Origin of the sequence: Cupriavidus gilardii, from assembly GCF_013347325.1 — a bacterium.
GTDB classification, from domain to species: domain Bacteria; phylum Pseudomonadota; class Gammaproteobacteria; order Burkholderiales; family Burkholderiaceae; genus Cupriavidus; species Cupriavidus gilardii.
Genome location: NZ_CP054626.1, coordinates 1,294,934 through 1,313,595, shown reverse-complemented (window position 1 = coordinate 1,313,595; position 18,662 = coordinate 1,294,934). Strand labels below are relative to the sequence as shown.

At 69.1% G+C, this 18,662-nt stretch carries 16 protein-coding genes; 4 read left to right on the top strand and 12 right to left on the bottom strand.

Translation table 11 applies throughout. The features are described from left to right. Positions 1-124: 124 nt before the first annotated feature. The gene (locus FOB47_RS16275; protein WP_174781546.1) at positions 125-2,077 is read left to right on the top strand and encodes an ATP-binding cassette domain-containing protein; all 1,953 of its coding nucleotides are present in this window, start codon (positions 125-127) and stop codon (positions 2,075-2,077) included. A 158-nt stretch (positions 2,078-2,235) separates the two neighbouring features. Here the strand turns inward: FOB47_RS16275 and FOB47_RS16270 are convergent, their stop codons facing one another. After that, the gene (locus tag FOB47_RS16270; RefSeq protein ID WP_174781545.1) at positions 2,236-4,077 is read right to left on the bottom strand and encodes an ABC transporter ATP-binding protein; all 1,842 of its coding nucleotides are present in this window, start codon (positions 4,075-4,077) and stop codon (positions 2,236-2,238) included. Positions 4,078-4,122: 45 nt separating this feature from the next. After that, entirely contained in the window at positions 4,123-4,608 is a 486-nt protein-coding gene (locus FOB47_RS16265) for a disulfide bond formation protein B (protein WP_006577845.1), read from the bottom strand. Positions 4,609-4,927: 319 nt separating this feature from the next. On the opposite strand from FOB47_RS16265, the gene FOB47_RS16260 reads away from it, so the two are divergent. Next, positions 4,928-5,374: a hypothetical protein gene (locus tag FOB47_RS16260; RefSeq protein ID WP_315904144.1), complete on the top strand. Its 447-nt coding sequence runs from the start codon at positions 4,928-4,930 to the stop codon at positions 5,372-5,374. Between the two features lie 61 nt (positions 5,375-5,435). Here the strand turns inward: FOB47_RS16260 and radA are convergent, their stop codons facing one another. Continuing rightward, positions 5,436-6,800 carry a DNA repair protein RadA gene (gene radA / locus FOB47_RS16255; RefSeq protein WP_174781544.1) on the bottom strand — a complete coding sequence of 455 codons (1,365 nt, stop codon included), beginning with the start codon at positions 6,798-6,800 and terminating at the stop codon, positions 5,436-5,438. A gap of 53 nt (positions 6,801-6,853) precedes the next feature. Further along, positions 6,854-7,987, bottom strand: a complete 1,134-nt coding sequence (gene alr / locus FOB47_RS16250; protein ID WP_053821642.1) for an alanine racemase — start codon at positions 7,985-7,987, stop codon at positions 6,854-6,856. 517 nt (positions 7,988-8,504) lie between these two features. Between alr and lplT the strand changes: the two genes are divergently transcribed. Further along, positions 8,505-9,824, top strand: coding sequence for a lysophospholipid transporter LplT (lplT, locus tag FOB47_RS16245; RefSeq protein ID WP_174781543.1), 1,320 nt, complete (start codon positions 8,505-8,507; stop codon positions 9,822-9,824). Between the two features lie 171 nt (positions 9,825-9,995). Here lplT and FOB47_RS16240 read toward each other — a convergent pair whose 3' ends face one another. Genes FOB47_RS16240 through tsaB form a run of 4 tightly spaced genes read right to left on the bottom strand, consistent with a single transcriptional unit; the run spans position 9,996 to position 13,510 of the window. After that, positions 9,996-11,171 (bottom strand): DUF1853 family protein, encoded by a 1,176-nt coding sequence (locus FOB47_RS16240; RefSeq protein ID WP_174781542.1) that lies wholly within the window; start codon positions 11,169-11,171, stop codon positions 9,996-9,998. Continuing rightward, on the bottom strand, positions 11,152-12,156 hold the full coding sequence (locus FOB47_RS16235) for a uracil-DNA glycosylase (RefSeq protein ID WP_174781541.1): 1,005 nt from the start codon (positions 12,154-12,156) through the stop codon (positions 11,152-11,154). Before FOB47_RS16235 ends, FOB47_RS16240 begins: the two co-directional genes overlap by 20 nt. Further along, positions 12,153-12,722, bottom strand: coding sequence for a ribosomal protein S18-alanine N-acetyltransferase (gene rimI / locus FOB47_RS16230; RefSeq protein WP_174781540.1), 570 nt, complete (start codon positions 12,720-12,722; stop codon positions 12,153-12,155). Before rimI ends, FOB47_RS16235 begins: the two co-directional genes overlap by 4 nt. Further along, positions 12,719-13,510 (bottom strand): tRNA (adenosine(37)-N6)-threonylcarbamoyltransferase complex dimerization subunit type 1 TsaB, encoded by a 792-nt coding sequence (gene tsaB, locus FOB47_RS16225; RefSeq protein ID WP_174781539.1) that lies wholly within the window; start codon positions 13,508-13,510, stop codon positions 12,719-12,721. Before tsaB ends, rimI begins: the two co-directional genes overlap by 4 nt. Before the next feature lie 118 nt (positions 13,511-13,628). Between tsaB and FOB47_RS16220 the strand changes: the two genes are divergently transcribed. Beyond that, entirely contained in the window at positions 13,629-13,898 is a 270-nt protein-coding gene (locus FOB47_RS16220; RefSeq protein ID WP_174781538.1) for an acyl-CoA-binding protein, read from the top strand. 115 nt (positions 13,899-14,013) lie between these two features. On the opposite strand, the gene FOB47_RS16215 is transcribed toward FOB47_RS16220, so the two are convergent. The 4 genes from FOB47_RS16215 to FOB47_RS16200 all read right to left on the bottom strand — a co-directional run bounded on the left by FOB47_RS16215 (position 14,014) and on the right by FOB47_RS16200 (position 18,470). After that, on the bottom strand, positions 14,014-15,507 hold the full coding sequence (locus tag FOB47_RS16215; RefSeq protein ID WP_390884873.1) for a DHA2 family efflux MFS transporter permease subunit: 1,494 nt from the start codon (positions 15,505-15,507) through the stop codon (positions 14,014-14,016). After that, positions 15,504-15,974 (bottom strand): SRPBCC family protein, encoded by a 471-nt coding sequence (locus FOB47_RS16210; protein WP_174781537.1) that lies wholly within the window; start codon positions 15,972-15,974, stop codon positions 15,504-15,506. Before FOB47_RS16210 ends, FOB47_RS16215 begins: the two co-directional genes overlap by 4 nt. Positions 15,975-16,126: 152 nt before the next feature. Next, positions 16,127-17,713 carry a malate synthase A gene (aceB, locus tag FOB47_RS16205; protein WP_053821635.1) on the bottom strand — a complete coding sequence of 529 codons (1,587 nt, stop codon included), beginning with the start codon at positions 17,711-17,713 and terminating at the stop codon, positions 16,127-16,129. A gap of 46 nt (positions 17,714-17,759) precedes the next feature. Next, positions 17,760-18,470 (bottom strand): haloacid dehalogenase type II, encoded by a 711-nt coding sequence (locus FOB47_RS16200; RefSeq protein ID WP_053821634.1) that lies wholly within the window; start codon positions 18,468-18,470, stop codon positions 17,760-17,762. Between the last annotated feature and the right edge of the window lie 192 nt (positions 18,471-18,662).

The window sequence follows — 18,662 nt, the reverse complement described above, 5'->3', positions numbered from 1 at the left end:
TCGCGCGAAAACCCGCCGGGCGCGATAGCGCAACGATAGCCTCGCGGCATACCGCCCGCCGCCCCAAGCTAAAATGCGCGCTGCCCGGCCTCGTGCCGGGCTCGACTTTCCATAGAAGACTCTCGTGATCCGAATCGACCAGCTAGTACTCCAGCGCGGCACCAAGGTGCTGTTCGACCACACCAGCGTGACGCTCAATCCCGGCGAGCGCGTCGGCCTGGTCGGTGCCAACGGCAGCGGCAAATCGACGCTGTTCGCGCTGCTGCGCGGCGAATTGCATCCGGACGGCGGCGACGTCGCGGTGCCGGCGCAATGGCGCGTGGCCCATGTCGCGCAGGAAACGCCGGCGGTCGAGCGCAGCGCGCTGGACTACGTGATCGACGGCGATACCCGGCTGCGCGCGATAGAACGAACCATCGCCGCCGCCCAGCAGAGCGGCGATGGCCACGCCGAGGCCGAAGCGCACGCGGCCTACGCGGACGCCGACGGCTACACCGCGGCCTCGCGCGCCGAGGCGCTGCTGCTGGGCCTGGGCTTCACGCTGGCGCAAGTGGGCCAGCCGGTGGCGGCCTTCTCTGGCGGCTGGCGCATGCGGCTGAACCTGGCGCAGGCGCTGATGTGCCCGTCCGATCTGCTGCTGCTCGACGAACCGACCAACCACCTGGATCTCGACGCGATCGTATGGCTCGAAGACTGGCTGGCGCGCTATCCCGGCACGCTGGTGATGATCTCGCACGACCGCGAATTCCTCGACGCGATCTGCAACGTCACGGTCCATATCGAACAGCAGCAGCTGCGCCGCTACGGCGGCAACTACAGCCTGTTCGAGACGCTGCGGCTGCAGCAGATGGCGCAGCAGCAGGCCGCCTACGCGCGCCAGCAGAAGCAGATCGCCCACCTGGAATCGTTCATCACCCGCTTCAAGGCCAAGGCGACCAAGGCGCGCCAGGCGCAGAGCCGCGTCAAGGCGCTGGAGAAGATGGAACGGCTGGCGCCGGTGCACGCCGCGGCCGGCTTCTCGTTCGAATTCCGCGAGCCCGATGCCGCCCCCAATCCGATGATGGTGCTCGATGCCGTCGACTGCGGCTACGCGGGGCCGCCGCCGGTGACGATCCTGCGCGGCCTGACGCTGTCGATCCAGAACGGCCAGCGCATCGGCCTGCTCGGCGCCAACGGCCAGGGCAAATCGACGCTGGTCAAGACGCTGGCCGGTACGCTGGCGCCGCTGGCCGGCACGCTGCGGCACGGCAAGGGCCTGCAGATCGGCTACTTCGCCCAGCACCAGCTGGAGACGCTTCGCGACCACGACTCGCCGCTGCAGCATCTGGCGCGGCTGGCGCCCGATACGCGCGAGCAGGAACTGCGCGACTTCCTCGGCAGCTTCAATTTCCGCGGCGACATGGCGACCTCGCCGATCGAGCCGTTCTCGGGCGGCGAGAAGGCGCGTCTGGCGCTGGCGCTGATCGTCTGGCAGAAGCCCAATCTGCTGCTGCTCGACGAGCCGACCAACCACCTGGATCTCGATACGCGCGAGGCGCTGACGATGGCGCTGGCGCAATTCGAAGGCACGCTGATCCTGGTCTCGCACGACCGGCACCTGCTGCGCGCCACCACAGACCAGTTCATGCTGGTGGCCGACGGCGGACTGCAGCCCTTCGACGGCGACCTCGACGACTATCGCGACTGGCTGCTGCAGCAGGCCGCGGCCAAGCGCAACGCCGCGGCGGCGGCGCATCGGGCCGACGGTGCCGAAGGTATCGATGGTGTCGGCAATGCGGCGGCGCCCGCGCAGAATCGCCGCGATCAGCGCCGCGCCGAGGCCGACGAACGGCAGCGGCTGGCGCAGCTGCGCAAACCCTTGACCCGGGAACTGGAAAAGGTCGAGAAGCGGATGGCCGTACTGCAACAGGCCAAGACCGAGATCGACGGCTTCATGGCCGACGAAACCAGCTATGCGGAGGCCAACAAGGCGAAGCTGCTGGAGATGCTCAAGCGCCAGGGCGAGGTCGAAGGGGAACTGGCCGCGCTGGAGGAGCGCTGGCTGGAGTTGCAGGAGCAGATCGAGCAGATCGCCTGATCGGGCGAGCGGCTTCGCGCCGCGAGCCCTTCCCGCTCCCCTACCCCGCTTCCCCGCTTCCCCGCTTGCCGGCCCCTTTCCGGCTGCTGTTTCCGGCTGCCATTTCGCGCTGCCATTTCGCGCTGCCATTTCCCGGCGGGCTTTGCGGCCCCGGCCGCTTACTCCTGCAGCGCCTCCTCGGCCGTCAGGAAGCCGCCGCTCTGGTGGGCCCACAGCCGGCTGTACAAGCCGCCGCGCTGCAGCAGCTCGCGGTGCGAGCCCTGCTCGACGATGCGGCCGCGGTCCAGCACGACGATGCGGTCCATCGCCGCCAGCGTCGACAGCCGGTGCGCGATCGCCACCACGGTCTTGCCTTCCATCAGCCGGTACAGGCTCTGCTGGATCGCGATCTCGACCTCGCTGTCGAGCGCGCTGGTGGCCTCGTCCAGCAGCAGGATCGGCGCGTCCTTGAGCATCACGCGGGCGATCGCGATGCGCTGGCGCTGGCCGCCCGACAGCTTGACGCCGCGCTCGCCGACGTGCGCGTCGTAGCCGCGCCGGCCTTCCCGGTCGCTCAGCGTGTGGATGAAGTCCTCGGCCTCGGCGCGCCGCGCGGCCGCCACCATCTCGGCATCGCTGGCATCGGGGCGGCCGTAGACGATGTTGTCGCGCACCGAACGGTGCAGCAGCGAGGTGTCCTGCGTGACCATGCCGATCTGCGCGCGCAGGCTGTCCTGCGTCACGCCGGCGATATCCTGGCCATCGATCAGGATGCGGCCCGACTCGACGTCATAGAAGCGCAGCAGCAGGTTGACCAGCGTCGACTTGCCCGCGCCCGAGCGGCCCACCAGCCCGACCTTTTCGCCGGGACGGATCGTCAGCGTGAAGTCGTCGAATACCGGCCGGCCCGAGCCGTAGGAGAAGCCGACGTGCTCGAAGCGGATTTCGCCCTGCGGCACCCGCAGCGGTACCGCATCGGGACGGTCCTCGATATGCCGGGGACGCGCCAGCGTCGACACGCCGTCGCGCACCGTGCCGATATGCTCGAACAGCTCGGCGATCTCCCACATCGCCCATTGCGAGATGCCGTTCAGCCGCATCGCCATCGCGGTCGCTGCCGCCACCGCGCCGATGCCGATCTGGCCGGCCGACCACAGGTACAGCGCGAGCCCCGTGGTGGCCACGATCAGCATCATGATCAGCGTGTGGTTGACGATCTCGAAGGCGCTGATCAGCCGCCCCTGCGCATAGACGGGCTGCATGAACTCCTGCATCGCGCTGCGCACGTAGCTGGCCTCGCGGCGCGAGTGCGAGAACAGCTTGACGGTGGCGATATTGGTGTAGGCGTCGGTCACGCGCCCGGTCATCACCGAGCGCGCGTCGGCCTGGTGCGCCGACACGCGCGCCAGCCGCGGCACGAAATACCAGGATGCGCCGACATAGGCGACGACCCACAGCAGGAACGGCGCCAGCAGCCAGCCATCGAAATTGGCCAGCACCACCGCCGCCGACACCAGGTAGATCACGATATAGACCAGGATATCGGCAACCGTCATCACCGCGTCGCGCACGGCCAGCGCGGTCTGCATGACCTTGGTGGTGACACGGCCGGCGAACTCGTCCTGGAAGAAGCCCATGCTCTGGTTCAGCATCAGCCGGTGGAAATTCCAGCGCAGCCGCATCGGGAAGTTGCCGAACAGCGTCTGGAACTTCAGCATGCTCCAGATCGCCACCACGACGATGCTCGCCAGCACGATGCCGGCCAGCAGCAGCAGGCGGTCCGAATAGGTCGACCACAGCTGCTGCGGCTTGACCGCGGCGAGCCAGTCGACCAGGCGGCCCAGCATGCTGAACAGCACCGCCTCGAAGATGCCGATCGCCATCGCGCACAGCACCAGCAGCAGCAAGTAACGCCGCACGCCCGCGGTGCAATCGACGATGAACGCGATCCAGTGCTGCGGCGGCGTATCGGGAAGCGAATCCGGGTAGTTGTGGATGCGCCTTTCAAACCAACGGAACACGGCCAGTTTCTCCAATGATGTTGTCGAGCGGCCGCTGGGGCTCGCTCAACGATAGTTGCGCTCGCGCCGGATCAGTCCGACCGCCAGCACGCCGGTCAGCACCACCAGCCAGATCAGCGACCAGCCGGGAATCGAGATGCCCAGCACCGGCGGCAGCGGCGCGGTGCACAGACCGTCGGAATAGAAGACCTGCGGCAGCACGCGCGCGGTCGGCAGCGCGTTGACCCAGTTCTCGAGCGGATCGATGCCGCAGCTCGCCTTCGGATCGAGCAGCAGCGAGATGTGGTAGCCGGCGACCGCGATGCCGCCGACGCCCGACAGCATCGCCAGCCCTTGCCACAGCGTGCGGGTGCCCTGCCCCAGCGCGGCCAGCAGCGAGAACAGGCCGATCGCGACGAAGGCGAAGCGCTGCATCACGCAGAGCGGACATGGCTGGTAGCCCTGCGCGTGCTGCAGATACAGGGCGTAGCCGACCAGCCCGAACGAGACGATGGCAATCAGCAGGAAGTAGGCGCGGGAATTCGCTTGCATGGCGGAATGGCGGTCGACAGAGCGGTGAACAAGAGCGGTGAACTGGATCCGGAACGTTCCGGATAGACAAGGCATGGCGATAGCGGTGGTCCGGCATCGCGGACAGGCGCCATCTTACCGATTTTGCATCGCGCGCGTCGCAGCGATGCGATGACCCCTGCACGCGCTGGGGGCATCGTTGCGGCCGATCGCCGCAGCGCGGCGGCTTTGCATTGCCGAGGCCGGCGATCGCGCGAACAATGCCGTTCATTGTGTCGGCGCGATGCGATCCCGTGCGATCCCCATGCGTCCGCCCCCGGCTTGGTTGAGGACAGTACCCATGAAGAGCAATGCGCTGCGCGCGGTGCGCAGCAACGATGTGCGTGCCCCGCGTTTTCGCACGACCCCGCCGCCCGCGGCGTCCATGGCCCGGCGCGACGCGGCGGCCAACTCGGCAAACGCCGGGAAACCCTCGGTACCGGTGGTGCCGGTCGGCTATCGCCAGGGGTTCATCACCGCGATCTCCGTGCTGCTGGCCTTTACGCTGGCCTTCTGGCGCTACTGGAGCTTCGAGAGCCCGGGCGCGTGGAATCCGCTGTCGCTGGCGGTCGAGGTCTCGCTGGGCGTCGCGGCCGGCCTGCAGGTGGTGGCGTTGTTCCGTTCGCTGCGGGTCGAGGACGATCAGGTGCCCGAGTATCGCCGCACGCAGCGCTGGCTGTTCGTGTCGGCGGTGGTGCTGATCGCCGCGCTGCTCGGCGCGCTGTGCGAGGACTCGGTGTTCGGTTGAGGGCCGTGCTTCGGCCCGTCTCTATCCGGGCGCGCGCATGGCCGCCCCACAAACCGGAAATCTAGCCGTCGAGGTAGCGCACCCGCTCGATCGCCTGCTCGATCCGCTCGACGGCGATCACCTCGAGCCCGTCGATCGACTGCTTCGGCGCATTGGCCTTCGGGATCACCGCCTGCGTAAAGCCCAGCTTGGCGGCCTCGCGCAGCCGGTCCTGGCCGCGCGGGCTTGGGCGGATCTCGCCGGCCAGCCCCACCTCGCCGAATACCACCAGTCCGCGCGGCAAGGGCTTGTTGCGCATCGACGAATGGATCGACAGCAGCACCGCCAGGTCCGCGGCCGGCTCGGTGATCTTGACCCCGCCCACCGCATTGAGGAACACGTCCTGGTCGAAGCAGGCGATGCCGGCGTGGCGGTGCAGCACGGCCAGCAGCAGCGCCAGCCGGTTCTGCTCCAGGCCCACCGCCAGGCGGCGCGGATTCGGCACGTGCGCCGCATCGACCAGCGCCTGGATCTCGACCAGCAGCGGGCGCGAGCCCTCCTGCGTGACCATCACGCAGGACCCGGACACGGTCTGCTCATGCTGGGACAGGAACAGCGCCGACGGATTGCTGATGCCGCGCAGGCCGCGCTCGGTCATCGCGAACACGCCCAGCTCGTTGACCGCGCCGAAGCGGTTCTTGAATGCGCGGATCAGCCGGTGCGACGAATGCGTGTCGCCCTCGAAATACAGCACCGTGTCGACGATATGCTCGAGCACGCGCGGCCCGGCCAGGCTGCCTTCCTTGGTCACATGGCCGACCAGGATGATGGTGGTGCCGCTGCTCTTGGCAATCCGCGTCAGCTGCGCCGCGCATTCGCGCACCTGTGCCACCGAGCCCGGCGCCGATGTCAGCGCCTCCGAGTATAGCGTCTGGATCGAGTCGATCACCGCGACCTCGGGCTTGTCGGCGTCGAGCGTCGCCTGGATCTTCTCGAGCTGGATCTCGGCCAGCAGCCCCAGGCTCGGACTGTCGATGCCGAGCCGCTGCGCGCGCAGCGCGATCTGCGCGCCCGACTCCTCGCCGCTGACATAGAGCACGCGCCGGCTGGCCGCCAGATTCGCCAGCGCCTGCAGCAGCAGCGTGGACTTGCCGATGCCGGGGTCGCCGCCGATCAGCACCACGCCGCCGGCGACCAGCCCGCCGCCGAGCACCCGGTCGAATTCCTCGATGCCGCTGGTAAAGCGCGGCACGTCGGACGCCTCGATTTCCGACAGCCGCTGCACCGTGCTCGAGGCTGCCAGCGGCTGGAAGCGCCGCGCCGACGGCGTCTCGGGCACGCTCTCGACCAGCGTGTTCCATTGCTGGCAATGCGGGCACTGCCCCTGCCAGCGCGGCACGGAGCCGCCGCATTCGGTACAGGTGTAAACGGTCTTGGTCTTTGCCAACGGAAATCCTTGGGGCCGGGGAGCGGAGAGCGGAGAGCGGAGAGGCGCCGATTCTACTTGGCCGGCGCGGCCTCGGCCACGCCGGGCGCATCCGGCACCGTCAGCGTCGCGACCGTCACCGGCACCCGCGGCGCCAGCGCGCACATCAGCTCGTAGCCGACCGTACCGCTGGCGGCGGCGACATCGTCGATCGGCAGGCCGTGGCCCCACAGCGTCACCGGCGAGCCGACCCGCGCCTTCGGACACGGCGTCAGGTCGACGCACAGCATGTCCATCGACACGCGGCCGACCAGATGCGTGCGTACGCCGTCGACCAGCACCGGCGCCGGCTGGTCGCCCCAGCCCGCGGCATGGCGCGGATAGCCGTCGGCATAGCCGCAGGCGACCACGCCGATCCGCATCGGCCGCTCCGCGGTATACAGCGAGCCGTAGCCGACCGTGTCGCCGGGCCGCAATTCCTGCACCGCGATCAGTTCGCTGTGCAGCGACATCGCCGGCATCAGCCCGGTGTCCGCGATGTCGGCGTGCCGGCCGCTCGGCGAGGCGCCGTACAACACGATGCCGGGCCGCACCCAGGCGCGGTGCGCGGCCGGATGCCACAGCGTGGCCGCGGAGTTGGACAGGCTGGCCTCGCCCGGCAGATTGGCGGTGGCGGCGTCGAACACCTCCAGCTGATGCGCGATGCCGCGCTCGCCGTCGGCGTCGGAGAAGTGCGTCATATGGACGATGCTGCCGACCCCGGACAGCGTGCGGGCGCGCTCCCAGGCGGCACGATACTGGTCCGGTGCGAAGCCGAGCCGGTTCATGCCGGTATTGAGCTTGAGCTGGATCGCCAGCGGCCCCTTGGGACGGGCAACCTCGAGCATGCGCAGCTGCTCCTCATTGTGGATCGCGGTGGTCAGCCGGTACTCCTCAAGCAGCGGCACGTCCTGGGGCTGGAAGAAGCCCTCGAGCAGCAGGATCGGGCCCTGCCACCCCAGCTCGCGCAGCAGCACGGCCTCGTTCAGGTCCAGCAGGCCGAAGCCATCGGCCGCGCGCAGGCCGGCGAAGGCGCGCCGGATGCCATGACCGTAGGCGTTGGCCTTGACCACCGCCCAGACGCGGGAAGCCGGCGCGTGCCGGCGCACCACCTCGAGGTTGTTGGCCAGGGCGGGTTGATGGATGACAGCGTGAATCGGTCTTGGCATGGGGATCAGGGAAGGTTCGTCACAGCGGCCTCGCGGCGTCGCGGGGGCCCTGGCGGCTATTTGCCTGGGCGGGCGCGCCGAAGTGGTGCGCGGGGCACTGTCAGCGGGAACACCGCGGATTGACCGGGGCGTTCGGCATCCATGCGCGGCAGCACACCGAAGGGGCACCGCGTAGACCGTTATTTGACCACATTGGTTCGGCAATTCCCGGGAATCCGCTCCGGAGCGAATGGTCAAATCGGGTCAATTTGCGGTCTTCCCTTCTTCGGAATTGAAAGACTTTCGTGATATAAAGCCGGACGTTCCGGCCATGTTTCAAAAGTGATTCAATATGACGGGTCACGTCAGGTACGTACACGCCCCCGCCACGCCGAACCGGACCCGGCGCGGGCGCCCCGTGCGTCCCGGGCCTCCTTTTGGCACGGCCGCCGTTCACCCCCTCCGCACGATGCCGACGGCCGTTGGCGCGGGCACGCCAGTAGCGCAAGGAAATCGCGATGGAGACAGAGTCCAAGGTATGAAGAAGGGTTTTTACACCATCATGGCCGCGCAGTTCTTTTCTTCGCTGGCCGACAACGCTCTGCTCATCGCCGCCATTGCCCTCCTCGCCGAATTGCACTCCCCGCAGTGGATGACCCCGCTGCTCAAGCTGTTCTTCGTGCTGTCCTATGTCGTGCTGGCCGCCTTCGTCGGCGCCTTTGCCGACTCGATGCCCAAGGGCAAGGTGATGTTCATCACCAACACGATCAAGATCGCCGGCTGCGCGATCATGATGTTCGGGCTGCACCCGCTGCTGGCCTATGGCGTGGTCGGCTTCGGCGCGGCGGCCTATTCGCCGGCCAAGTACGGCATCCTGACCGAGCTGCTGCCGGCCGAGCGCCTGGTGGCCGCCAACGGCTGGATCGAGGGCCTGACGGTCGGCTCGATCATTCTGGGCACGGTGGTCGGCGGCGCGCTGATCTCGGTCAAGGTATCGAGCCTGATGCTGGCGATCGACCTGCCGTGGATCGAGACCGGCATCGATACGCCGGCCGAGGCGGCGATGGTGGTGATCATGCTGTTCTACGTGATCGCCGCGCTGTTCAACCTGTTCATCCCCGACACCGGCGCCCGCTATCCGCAGCAGGAAAAGAACCCGATCAAGCTGATCGCCGAGTTCGCCGACTGCTTCACCGCGCTATGGAGGGACAAGCTCGGCCAGATCTCGCTGGCGGTCACCACGCTGTTCTGGGGTGCCGGCGCGACGCTGCAGTTCATCGTGCTGAAGTGGGCGGAAAAATCGCTCGGCCTGAACCTGTCGCAGGGCGCGCTGCTGCAGGCCGTGGTCGCGGTCGGCGTGGCGGTCGGCGCCATCATGGCGGCGATGCGCATCCCGCTGCGCAAGTCGCTGTCGGTGCTGCCGTTCGGCGTCGCGATGGGCGCGATCGTGATGCTGATGGCCTTCTACACCAAGGACGCGATGCCCGATGTCGCGCTGGACGTGCTGGGCATGCGGATGCCGCTGTATATGGCGATCGCCTATGTGTTCCTGATGGTGGTGGGCGGCATGTCGGGCTACTTCGTGGTGCCGATGAACGCGCTGCTGCAGCATCGCGGCCATGTGCTGCTGTCGGCGGGCCACTCGATCGCGGTGCAGAACTTCAACGAGAACGTTTCGGTGCTGCTGATGCTGTGCCTGTATGCGCTGCTGATCAAGCTGAACGTGCCGATCGGCATCGTGATCATCGCCTTCGGCATGTTTGTCTGCGGCACCATGCTGCTGGTGATGCGCCAGCATCGCAAGAATGTCCGGCTGTACAACTCGCTGGCGATGATCGGCGAGGACAAGCACCACTGAGACGGCGCCGGCCCGCCGTCGCCGTCGCGGACGCGGGGACCCGGTGGCTTGCGCAGAGGCGGGCAAGGACGCCGGGTTCCCGCCTTCGCGGGAATGACGCGACGATCTAACGCGACGATCTAACGCGTCGATCTAAGGCGTCGATTTAACGCGTCGATTTAACGCGACGATCTAACGCGGCGGCTGCGCGATGCGCTGCCGCGCCCTCTCCTCCCATCCCGGCGGTACCACGAAGCCGCGCGAACGCTCGCGCCACCAGCCCGGCGCCGACGCGCCGGCCGGTTCCATCTCGCAGATCATCACCGGCGACTCGCGCCGCCAGGCCAGGTCGCGATGCGGCTCGGCGAAGCGCGCGGCCAACGCGTCGTGCAGCGTCTCGAACGGTTCGGTGTCGTGCTCGGGCACCAGCGCCGGCGACAGCCAGCGGGCGCGCGGCAGCCGATGCCAGCGTACCGGCGCTGCCGAGGCGGACGAAGCCGACCCGCCGACCCGCTGAGCCCATTGCTCCAGCGTCGACCACCAGCCGCGCAGATGGGCCGGATTGAGCCCGAGCGCGTCGAGGCCGGCCGGCATCCGCCCATCGCGATAGAACAGCCAGCCGAGCAGATAGATTTCGCTGCGATCGACGCGGCCGCCCAGCAGCGCCTCGGCCTCCGGCGTGCGCGACAGCGGCAGCTGGCGGCGGACGATATGCGACAGCTTGTCGCCGAGGCGGTCGACCAGGTTCGGGCCGACGAAGGCCTGCAGCCAGGCAGTGCGCTCGGCGGGCGCCGCCGCGTCTGGCGCATCGCCGCCGGGCTCCACCAGCAGATAGAACTTGGCCGCCATCTCCCAGTGCACCAGCTGGCCGGCACTGCCTGCGCCAGCCGTACTCTGCCGCCAGACGAAGTCCAGCTCGCCCAGCGTCTGCACGCCGTGCGCGCCGTGCCGGCGCACCGGCAGATTGGACGCGACCAGCTCGATACCGTCGCCGTGCTCCAGCGCGAAATGCAGCAGCCGTTCGGCATGCCGGCCCAGCCGCAGGCTGCGCGCGGCCGGAGCCAGCGCCTGGACGGCGCCGGGCAAGGCGGACAGTTCCTCGATCGTGGGCGGCAGCTGCCGGGGATCGGCGGCGGCCAGCCAGCGCTGCCAGGCCGCGAGGGCGGCGGGCGGCCAGCTCGCCAGCGCCGCGCCGCCCCCTTCGGCGAGCGCGGCCAGCGCGGCGAGATCGCGCGGCAAGCCGCTCAGCAGCGGCGGCGCCAGCGTGCACCAGGCCAGATCGCGCACGCGCGCCGACGTGGCGGCGCGCCACAGCGGCTCGGCCGTGGTCGCGCCGGCGCCGGCCAGTTCAGTGACCGGCTCCCGCATCGCCGCCGCCGGCAACGCCGGCCCGTGGTAGGTCGCGCAACGGGGAGTCGTGCTGTCCGGAATCCAGCAGATCGGCCGGCGCGGCCGGATCGCTCTGCCGATAGACATCGCGCGCCAGGCACAGGTCTTCCCAGGCGCGCGCCTTGTCGGAGAGCGTGCGCAGCAGGTAGGCCGGGTGGTAGGTCACCACCACCGGGATGCCCTCGTAGCGATGCACCGTGCCGCGCAGCTTGCTGATCGGCGTGGTGGTGCGCAGCAGCGTCTGCGCGGCGAAACGGCCCAGCACGACGATCAGGCGCGGACGCACCAGGGCGATCTGCCGGCGCAGGAAGGGCTCGCACTGCTCGACCTCGGCCGGCTCGGGATTGCGGTTGCCCGGCGGCCGGCACTTCAGCACGTTGGCGATGAACACGTTGCGCCCGCGCGCCAGCTGCAGCGACGCCAGCATGTTGTCGAGCAGCTTGCCGGCCTGGCCGACGAAGGGCTCGCCCTGACGGTCCTCGTTCTCGCCCGGGGCCTCGCCGACCAGCATCCAGTCGGCCTCGCGATCGCCGACGCCGAACACCGTGCGGGTCCGCGTGCCGCACAGCTGGCAGGCGGTGCAGCCGGCCACGCGCGCTTCCAGCGCCTGCCAGTCGAGCGTGGCAAGGTCGTCCGCGGGCTGCGCGACCGCTTCGCCGGGCGGCAGCCGCAAGCCGTCGTCGGCAACGATCGGAATGACCGGCTGGCGTGGCGTCGGCGCGGGGGCGGGGGCGGTCGTCGCGCGGGCAGCGTCGAGGCGCGGCGCCTGATGGTCCGGCGCTGGATGGTCCGGCGCTGGATGGCTCGGCACTTGATGGCTCGGTCCTTCGAAGCCTGGCGCTTGCCGCTCCGGCAGCCCCGTTGCCGCCGCGGCCTCGGGCTCCGCCTGAACCGCCGCGGCATGGCGCGGCACCCATTCGGTGCCGATGCCGAGCGCCTCCAGAAACAACGCGCGCCGGTTCATGCCGATGCCTCCCGCGGGCCGTCCTGCCCGCCGTCCAGGGCCGTGTCCCAGCGGCGCCGCAGCACCAGTGCGTCCTCGCGTCCTTCGGCGGCCGGGTAATAGCCCTTGCGCCGGCCGATCGTCTCGAAACCGGCGGCCTCGTACAGCGCCAGCGCGGCGGTATTCGACGGCCTGACTTCGAGCAGCACATTGGGCAGCCGATGCTGATGCGCGGTGGCCAGCGCCACCGCCAGCAGCAGCTTGCCGAGTCCCTGCCGATGGCGCGCCGGCTCGATCGTGATATTGAGCAGGTGCATCTCGTCGACCACCGGCATCAGCACCGCATAGCCGGCCAGCTGCCCGGCCGGGTCGCGCAGTGTCAGGCCGATATGGCCGGCCTTGACCGAGTTCTCGAAATTGCCGCGGGTCCAGGGGTGGGTATAGGCGCGCTGCTCGATGTCGACCACCGCGTCGAGGTCGCGCGCGGTCATCCGGGCCAGCGCCCAGCCGCTCGGCAACACCGGCATGGCCGGCACCGCGGGCCAGGGGACGGCGCGGGCACGGCTGTCGCCGAGCGCGGCGCTCATTGCCGCTCTCCGGTCGCTGCCAGCGACGCGCGGCCGGCCGCCGCGGCCTGGCGCTCGGCGACGGTCTGCGCGACCTTGTCGCGCAGATACAGCGGCGCCGCATCGGCCGCCGCCACGGTTTCGCCGCGCGCCAGCGCGCGCTGCGCCAGCGCCACCACTGCGGCCGCGTGCGGCATCGCGCCGGGGATCGTGCGCGCGGCCTGCGCGGCGGCGTGCAATCGTTCGCCATGGACCGTGACGCCGTTGCCGGCCAGCCAGAACGTCGCGGACGGCGCCTGCACCGCCTCGGGCGGGACCACGCCCATCGGACCGGCCTGCTGCCATTCGCCGCGGGCCGCGTCCCAGCCGAACAGCCCGGTGTAGACCTCGTCCATGCGCGCGTCGAGCGCGACCAGTACCGGCATGCCGGCGGGCAGCGGCTCGGCCGTGGCGTCGCCCGCCAGCGCGGCCCCGGGCACGCCGCGCACGCGCTCGGCGCAGGCCATCAGCGTATTGACGGGAACGACCGGCAGATCGGCGCCGAAGGCCAGACCCTGGGCGATGCCGCAGGCGGTGCGCAGGCCGGTGAACGAGCCCGGGCCCGCGCCGAAGGCGATCGCGGCACAATCGGCCAGCCGGATGCCGGCCTCGGCCAGCAGTTCGCCCGCGGCGGGCAGAACCCGGCCCGACGAGCGCGGACCGGTCTGTTCGTGGCGGGCCAGGCAGCGCAGGCCGCCGGCTGGCGAGGCGTGGCCGAGCGCGACCGAACACCACTCGGTGGAGGTTTCAACGGCAAGAATCCATGACATGCCGCGATTGTATCCGCTGGCCGCCGAACCGAAGCCGTCCTCGGTTTTTTCCGGGCCGGATCGGCGGCACGCGCGGCTATCATCGCGGGTCGATCCCCCTCACCGTCCCGGAGTCCCCATGAGCGACCTGCAGCAGCGCTTCGAGCAAGCGCAGAACGACGTCAAGCAACTGTCCGAACGCCCCAGCAACATGACGCTGCTGCGCCTGTACGCGCTGTACAAGCAAGGCAGCGAGGGCGACGCCCATGGCGACAAGCCCGGCATGACCGACTTCGTCGGCCGCTACAAGTTCGAGGCGTGGGAAACGCTGAGGGGCACCAGCCAGCAAGAGGCGATGCAGAAGTACATCGAGCTGGTCGAGGAGCTGAAGTCGGGCGCGGCGAGCTGACCCTTGGCGTACCGCCGTCCCCCCGCAGGCGGGGACCCGGCGGCTTCAACGCAAGACCGCCGGCACACGGGGCCCCGCCTGCGCGGGGCGCCGCGATCGGTCACTCGACAAGGCGCTACTGCCCCACCCGCTCCGGCTGCTGCCGCGGCCGGATCCGCCAGGCCGCGAGGATCGCGGTCGCGATCACCAGCCCGACCGCCAGGAAGGTTTCGTCGAACGCGCGGATGCGGGCCGCGGCATCGGCGCCGGCCTGATTGCCGGCCAGCAGCGCGCCATGCGACTCGAGCCGCCATTGCAGGCCGACGCCGGCCAGGCTGACGCCGATCGCACCGCCCAGCTGCCGCACGAAGTTGATCACGCTCGAGCCCTGCGCGATCAGCGAGAAATCGACGCCCCGCATCGCACCCAGCGACAGCGACGGCAGGATGCAGCCCAGGCCGATGCGGCCCAGCACCGCCAGTGCGATCAGCACCACGTAGGGCGTCGTCAGCGAGCCCAGCGCCATCAACAGGAACGACGCGGCCAGCAGCGCGAGGCCGGCCGACACCTGGATATGCGGCGGCACGCGGCTGGTCAGGCGGCCCGCCAGCGCGATGGTCACGGCCAGCGCAATGCCGGCCGGCAGCAGCACGAAGCCCGCCTGCGACGGCGAGTACTGCAGCGCCATCTGCATATAGACCGGCAGCAGATAGGTCGAACCGAACAGTCCGGCGCCATAGATGAAGGCGACCACCGCACCGGCCGAAAACTGCCGATAGCTGTACAGCCGCATGTTCATCAGCGGGTCCGACGCGCGCAGCTGCCACAGCACGAACAGCACCAGCAGCAGCACGCCCAGCCCCGACAGCAGCATGCCGGTGGCCGTGTCCTCGCGCAGCTCGACCAGGCCGTTCAGCAGCATCACCGTGGCGACCCCGGCCAGCGCCAGCCCCTGCCAGTCGAGCGGCTTGCGCTCGCCCATCATCGCCGAATCGATCGCCATGAAGCGGCGCGCCATCAGTCCGGCGACGATCGTCAGCGGCACCACCACGAAGAAGATCGAGCGCCAGCCGAACGATTCGACCAGGAAGCCGCCCAGGCTCGGCCCCAGCGCCGGCGCCAGCACTACGCCGAAGCCGAACATGCCCATCGCCCGGCCCTGCTCGCGTTCCTCGAACACGCGCAGGATCAGGATATTGGGCAGCGGCTGCATGATGCCCGCGGCGATGCCTTCGGCCACGCGCATCGCGATCATCACGCCATAGCTGGGCGAGAAGCCGCCGACCAGCCCGCCGACGCCAAGCAGCACCGCCGCGCCGAGAAAGGTGCGGCGCAGGCCGTAGCGGTTCAGCAGCCATGGGGTCAGCAGCATCGCCAGCGTCATCGCGATCATGAAGCTGGCCGCGACCCATTGCGCGCGCTCCTGCCCCAGCCCGAAATGCCGGCTCAGGTCCGGCACCGCGACGTTGACGATGGTCGACGACACGATCGACGACATCGTGCCGATCATCAGCGTGACCAGCACCAGCCAGCGCAGCTTGTCGCCATAGCGCTCGCGCAGCTGGGCGCGCGTGGGGGCGCTGCGGGCGCGGCCGTCGCCGCCGCGCGGCGGCAAGGCGTCCTCGCTCACCCGAGCCTGCCGGTGCTGGCCAGTTCGCGGATCTTGCGGACCGTATCGAGATCGGCCTCGTGGTAGGCCGACTTGACGATCACGGCGTAGCGGTCGTCGCCGCTGGCGTCGACGGCCGGCATCGTCGTCTCGTAGGTAAAGCGCAACAGCAACGCGCCGGGGCCCGGCGTCTCGACCGTCATCGTCAGCGTGCCGCCGGCATGGTCGGCGGTGGCGGCGGTCTCGTAGCGGACCGAGCGGCGCGGTTCGAACACGACCCGGTCGCGAATCTGCGCGTTGCCGAAATGCAGCACGCGTTCGATCCAGTCGTCGCCGCGGCCCGTGATCTCGGCACGGTCCAGGCCCAGCACGAACAGCTCCGGCGACTGGCCGCGCAGTACCAGCCCCTGCCAGACCTGGTCCGCCGTCAGCGGTTCCAGCGCCGGCATGTTGGGGTCATTGATCTCTACCAGATGCTCGAAGCGCAACTTGATTCTCCCTCTTGCTCAAGCCGCCATTATGAGGGCCTCGCGCCGCAGCCGCATTCCGCAAAGCAAAAAGCCCGCGGATGCGGGCTTGTCCAAGGTGTGCGATCCACCAGTGATCCGCCCTCTCCCGCAAGCGGGAGAGGGCAACGCCATCAGATCTCCTCGTACAGCGGCAGCGTCAGGAATTCGGCGAACGATTCCGACGTCGACATCTGTTCGAAGATCTCGGCGGCGCGGTCGTAGGTCTTCGTGTCGCCACCGACCACTTCCTTGACCTTGGCCAGTTCTTCCGGAATCAGCGCGCGCACCATCTCGGCGGTCACCTTGCGGCCGTCCTCCAGCACGCCCTTCGGCGAGCGGATCCACTGCCAGACCTGCGAACGCGAGATCTCGGCGGTGGCGGCGTCTTCCATCAGGTTGTGGATCGGCACGCAGCCGTTGCCGGCCAGCCAGGCGCCCAGGTAATGGATGCCCACATTGATGTTCATGCGCAGGCCGCCTTCGGTGATCGGCGTCTCCGGCTGGAAGTTCAGCAGGTCGGCGCCGCTGACGTTGACATCCGGGCGCTGCTTGTCGAACTGGTTCGGCTTGTCGCCCAGCACCGCGACGAATTCCTTCATCGCCGGCTCGACCAGGCCCGGGTGAGCCACCCAGCCGCCGTCATAGCCGTCGGTCGCATCGCGGCGCTTGTCGCCGATGATGCCCTGCATCGCGATCTCGTTCTTCTCCGGATCGTTCTTGATCGGGATCAGCGCGCTCATGCCGCCGATCGCGGGCGCGCCGCGCTTGTGGCAGGTCTTGAGCAGCAGCAGCGCGTAGGCGCGCATGAACGGCGCGGTCATCGTGACCTTGGCGCGGTCGGCCAGGCAGAAGTTCTTGTCGGTCTTGAACTTCTTGATGCACGAGAAGATGTAGTCCCAGCGGCCGGCGTTCAGGCCCGCGCTGTGCTCGCGCAGCTCGTACAGGATCTCTTCCATCTCGAAGGCGGCCAGGATCGTCTCGATCAGCACGGTCGCCTTGATGGTGCCCTGCGGCAGGCCGATCTCGTTCTGCGCCATCACGAAGATGTCGTTCCACAGGCGCGCTTCCAGATGGCTTTCCATCTTCGGCAGATAGAAGAACGGACCGGCGCCGCGCGCGATCTGCTCCTTGGCGTTATGGAACAGGAACAGCGCGAAGTCCCAGATGCCGCCCGACACGCGCTGGCCGTCGATGGTCACGTGCTTCTCGTCCAGATGCCAGCCGCGCGGACGCACCTGCAGCGTGGCGATCTTGTCGTTCAGCTTGTAGACCTTGCCCTTGGCCTCGAGCGTCAGCGTGCGGCGCACGGCGGCCTTCAGGTTGACCTGGCCCTGCAGCTGGTTGTGCCAGTTCGGCGTGTTCGAATCCTCGAAGTCGGTCATGTAGCTGTCCGCGCCCGAGTTGAACGCGTTGATGACCATCTTGGCTTCGACCGGGCCGGTGATTTCGACGCGGCGGCATTCGAGCGCCTTCGGGATCGGCGCGATCTTCCAGTCGCCTTCGCGGATCGACCTGGTCTCCGGCAGGAAGTCGGGGCGCTCGCCCGCGTCCAGGCGCTTGGCGCGTTCGACGCGCGCGGCCAGCAGCTGCTGGCGGCGCGGCTCGAAGGCACGGTGCAGCTTGTCCACCAGGGCCAGCGCTTCCGGCGTGAGGATATCTTCGTAGGCCGGCAGGATTTCGCCGGTAATCTTCATGCCCGCAGGCAACGTGATGGCCATCAATGTTCTCCTGTGATCGATGGGGGTTGTGCCATGCCTGCCCTCTTCATCCATGCGCGACGGCGATGCCGCGTGCGCGCACGAAATCGAGCAGGTCGTTCATGTCGTGCCCGGTCCCGCTCGGCTCGGCGTCGAGCCGCTCCGCCGGGTGGCCGGCACGATTGATCCAGAACGTGGTGTAGCCGAACCAGGTCGCGCCGCACGCGTCCCAGCCGTTGGACGAGACAAACAGCATCTCGTGCGCCGGCACGCCGAAGGCCGCGGGACCGAGCGCATAGGCGGCCGGCGCGGTCTTGTACTGGCGCACCGCGTCGACCGACAGCACATGGTCGAACAGGCCCTGCATGCCGGCGCTCTTGACCGAGATGTCCAGCATCTCCGGATTGCCGTTGGACAGGATGCCCAGCGGCAGGCCGGCCGCGCGCAGGCGGCGCAGCGCGCCCAGGTTTTCCGGAAAGGCCGACAGGCACGCGTATTCCTTCAGCAGCTGCCCCTCGGCGGCGGCATCGAGCCGCAGATCCAGCCGCTGCGCCGCATAGCGCAGCGCGTCGACGGTGATCGCCCAGAACGGCTTGTACCAGGCCCCGTCGGGCGCCGCCATCGTGCGGATCCGCGTGTAGTCGATCTGGCGGTCGCGCCACAGCAGCGCCAGCGCCTCGCCCTTGCCGGGAAACAGCTGCTCCGCGCGCGCCGTGACGGAATACACGTCGAACAGCGTGCCATAGGCATCGAAGACGACGGCGCGGATCGGGTTCATAGCAGCAAGGACCAGGGGTTGGCGGCCGCGGCACAGGGCCGGCGTACCACGAATTCCGAGCATTGTAGGCAGGCGCTGCAGCGCGGCATAGCCGACCCGGGTCACTTGATCTTTTACTTTTGCGCTACTAATCTTGGCGAACCGCCGGAAGATCCGAAACCAATATCGGCCCCGGCCCTCCCATCCGCCGGC

Excerpts from the sequence above, each read along its gene's own strand:
- FOB47_RS16235 (WP_174781541.1), bottom strand. The coding sequence starts at position 12,156 with ATGAACCGGCGCGCGTTGTTTCTGGAGGCGCTCGGCATCGGCACCGAA.
- aceB (WP_053821635.1), bottom strand. The coding sequence starts at position 17,713 with ATGGCCATCACGTTGCCTGCGGGCATGAAGATTACCGGCGAAATCCTG.
- FOB47_RS16265 (WP_006577845.1), bottom strand. The coding sequence starts at position 4,608 with ATGCAAGCGAATTCCCGCGCCTACTTCCTGCTGATTGCCATCGTCTCG.
- tsaB (WP_174781539.1), bottom strand. The coding sequence starts at position 13,510 with ATGTCATGGATTCTTGCCGTTGAAACCTCCACCGAGTGGTGTTCGGTC.
- lplT (WP_174781543.1), top strand. The coding sequence starts at position 8,505 with ATGAAGAAGGGTTTTTACACCATCATGGCCGCGCAGTTCTTTTCTTCG.
- rimI (WP_174781540.1), bottom strand. The coding sequence starts at position 12,722 with ATGAGCGCCGCGCTCGGCGACAGCCGTGCCCGCGCCGTCCCCTGGCCC.
- FOB47_RS16220 (WP_174781538.1), top strand. The coding sequence starts at position 13,629 with ATGAGCGACCTGCAGCAGCGCTTCGAGCAAGCGCAGAACGACGTCAAG.
- FOB47_RS16200 (WP_053821634.1), bottom strand. The coding sequence starts at position 18,470 with ATGAACCCGATCCGCGCCGTCGTCTTCGATGCCTATGGCACGCTGTTC.
- FOB47_RS16260 (WP_315904144.1), top strand. The coding sequence starts at position 4,928 with ATGAAGAGCAATGCGCTGCGCGCGGTGCGCAGCAACGATGTGCGTGCC.
- alr (WP_053821642.1), bottom strand. The coding sequence starts at position 7,987 with ATGCCAAGACCGATTCACGCTGTCATCCATCAACCCGCCCTGGCCAAC.
- FOB47_RS16240 (WP_174781542.1), bottom strand. The coding sequence starts at position 11,171 with ATGCGGGAGCCGGTCACTGAACTGGCCGGCGCCGGCGCGACCACGGCC.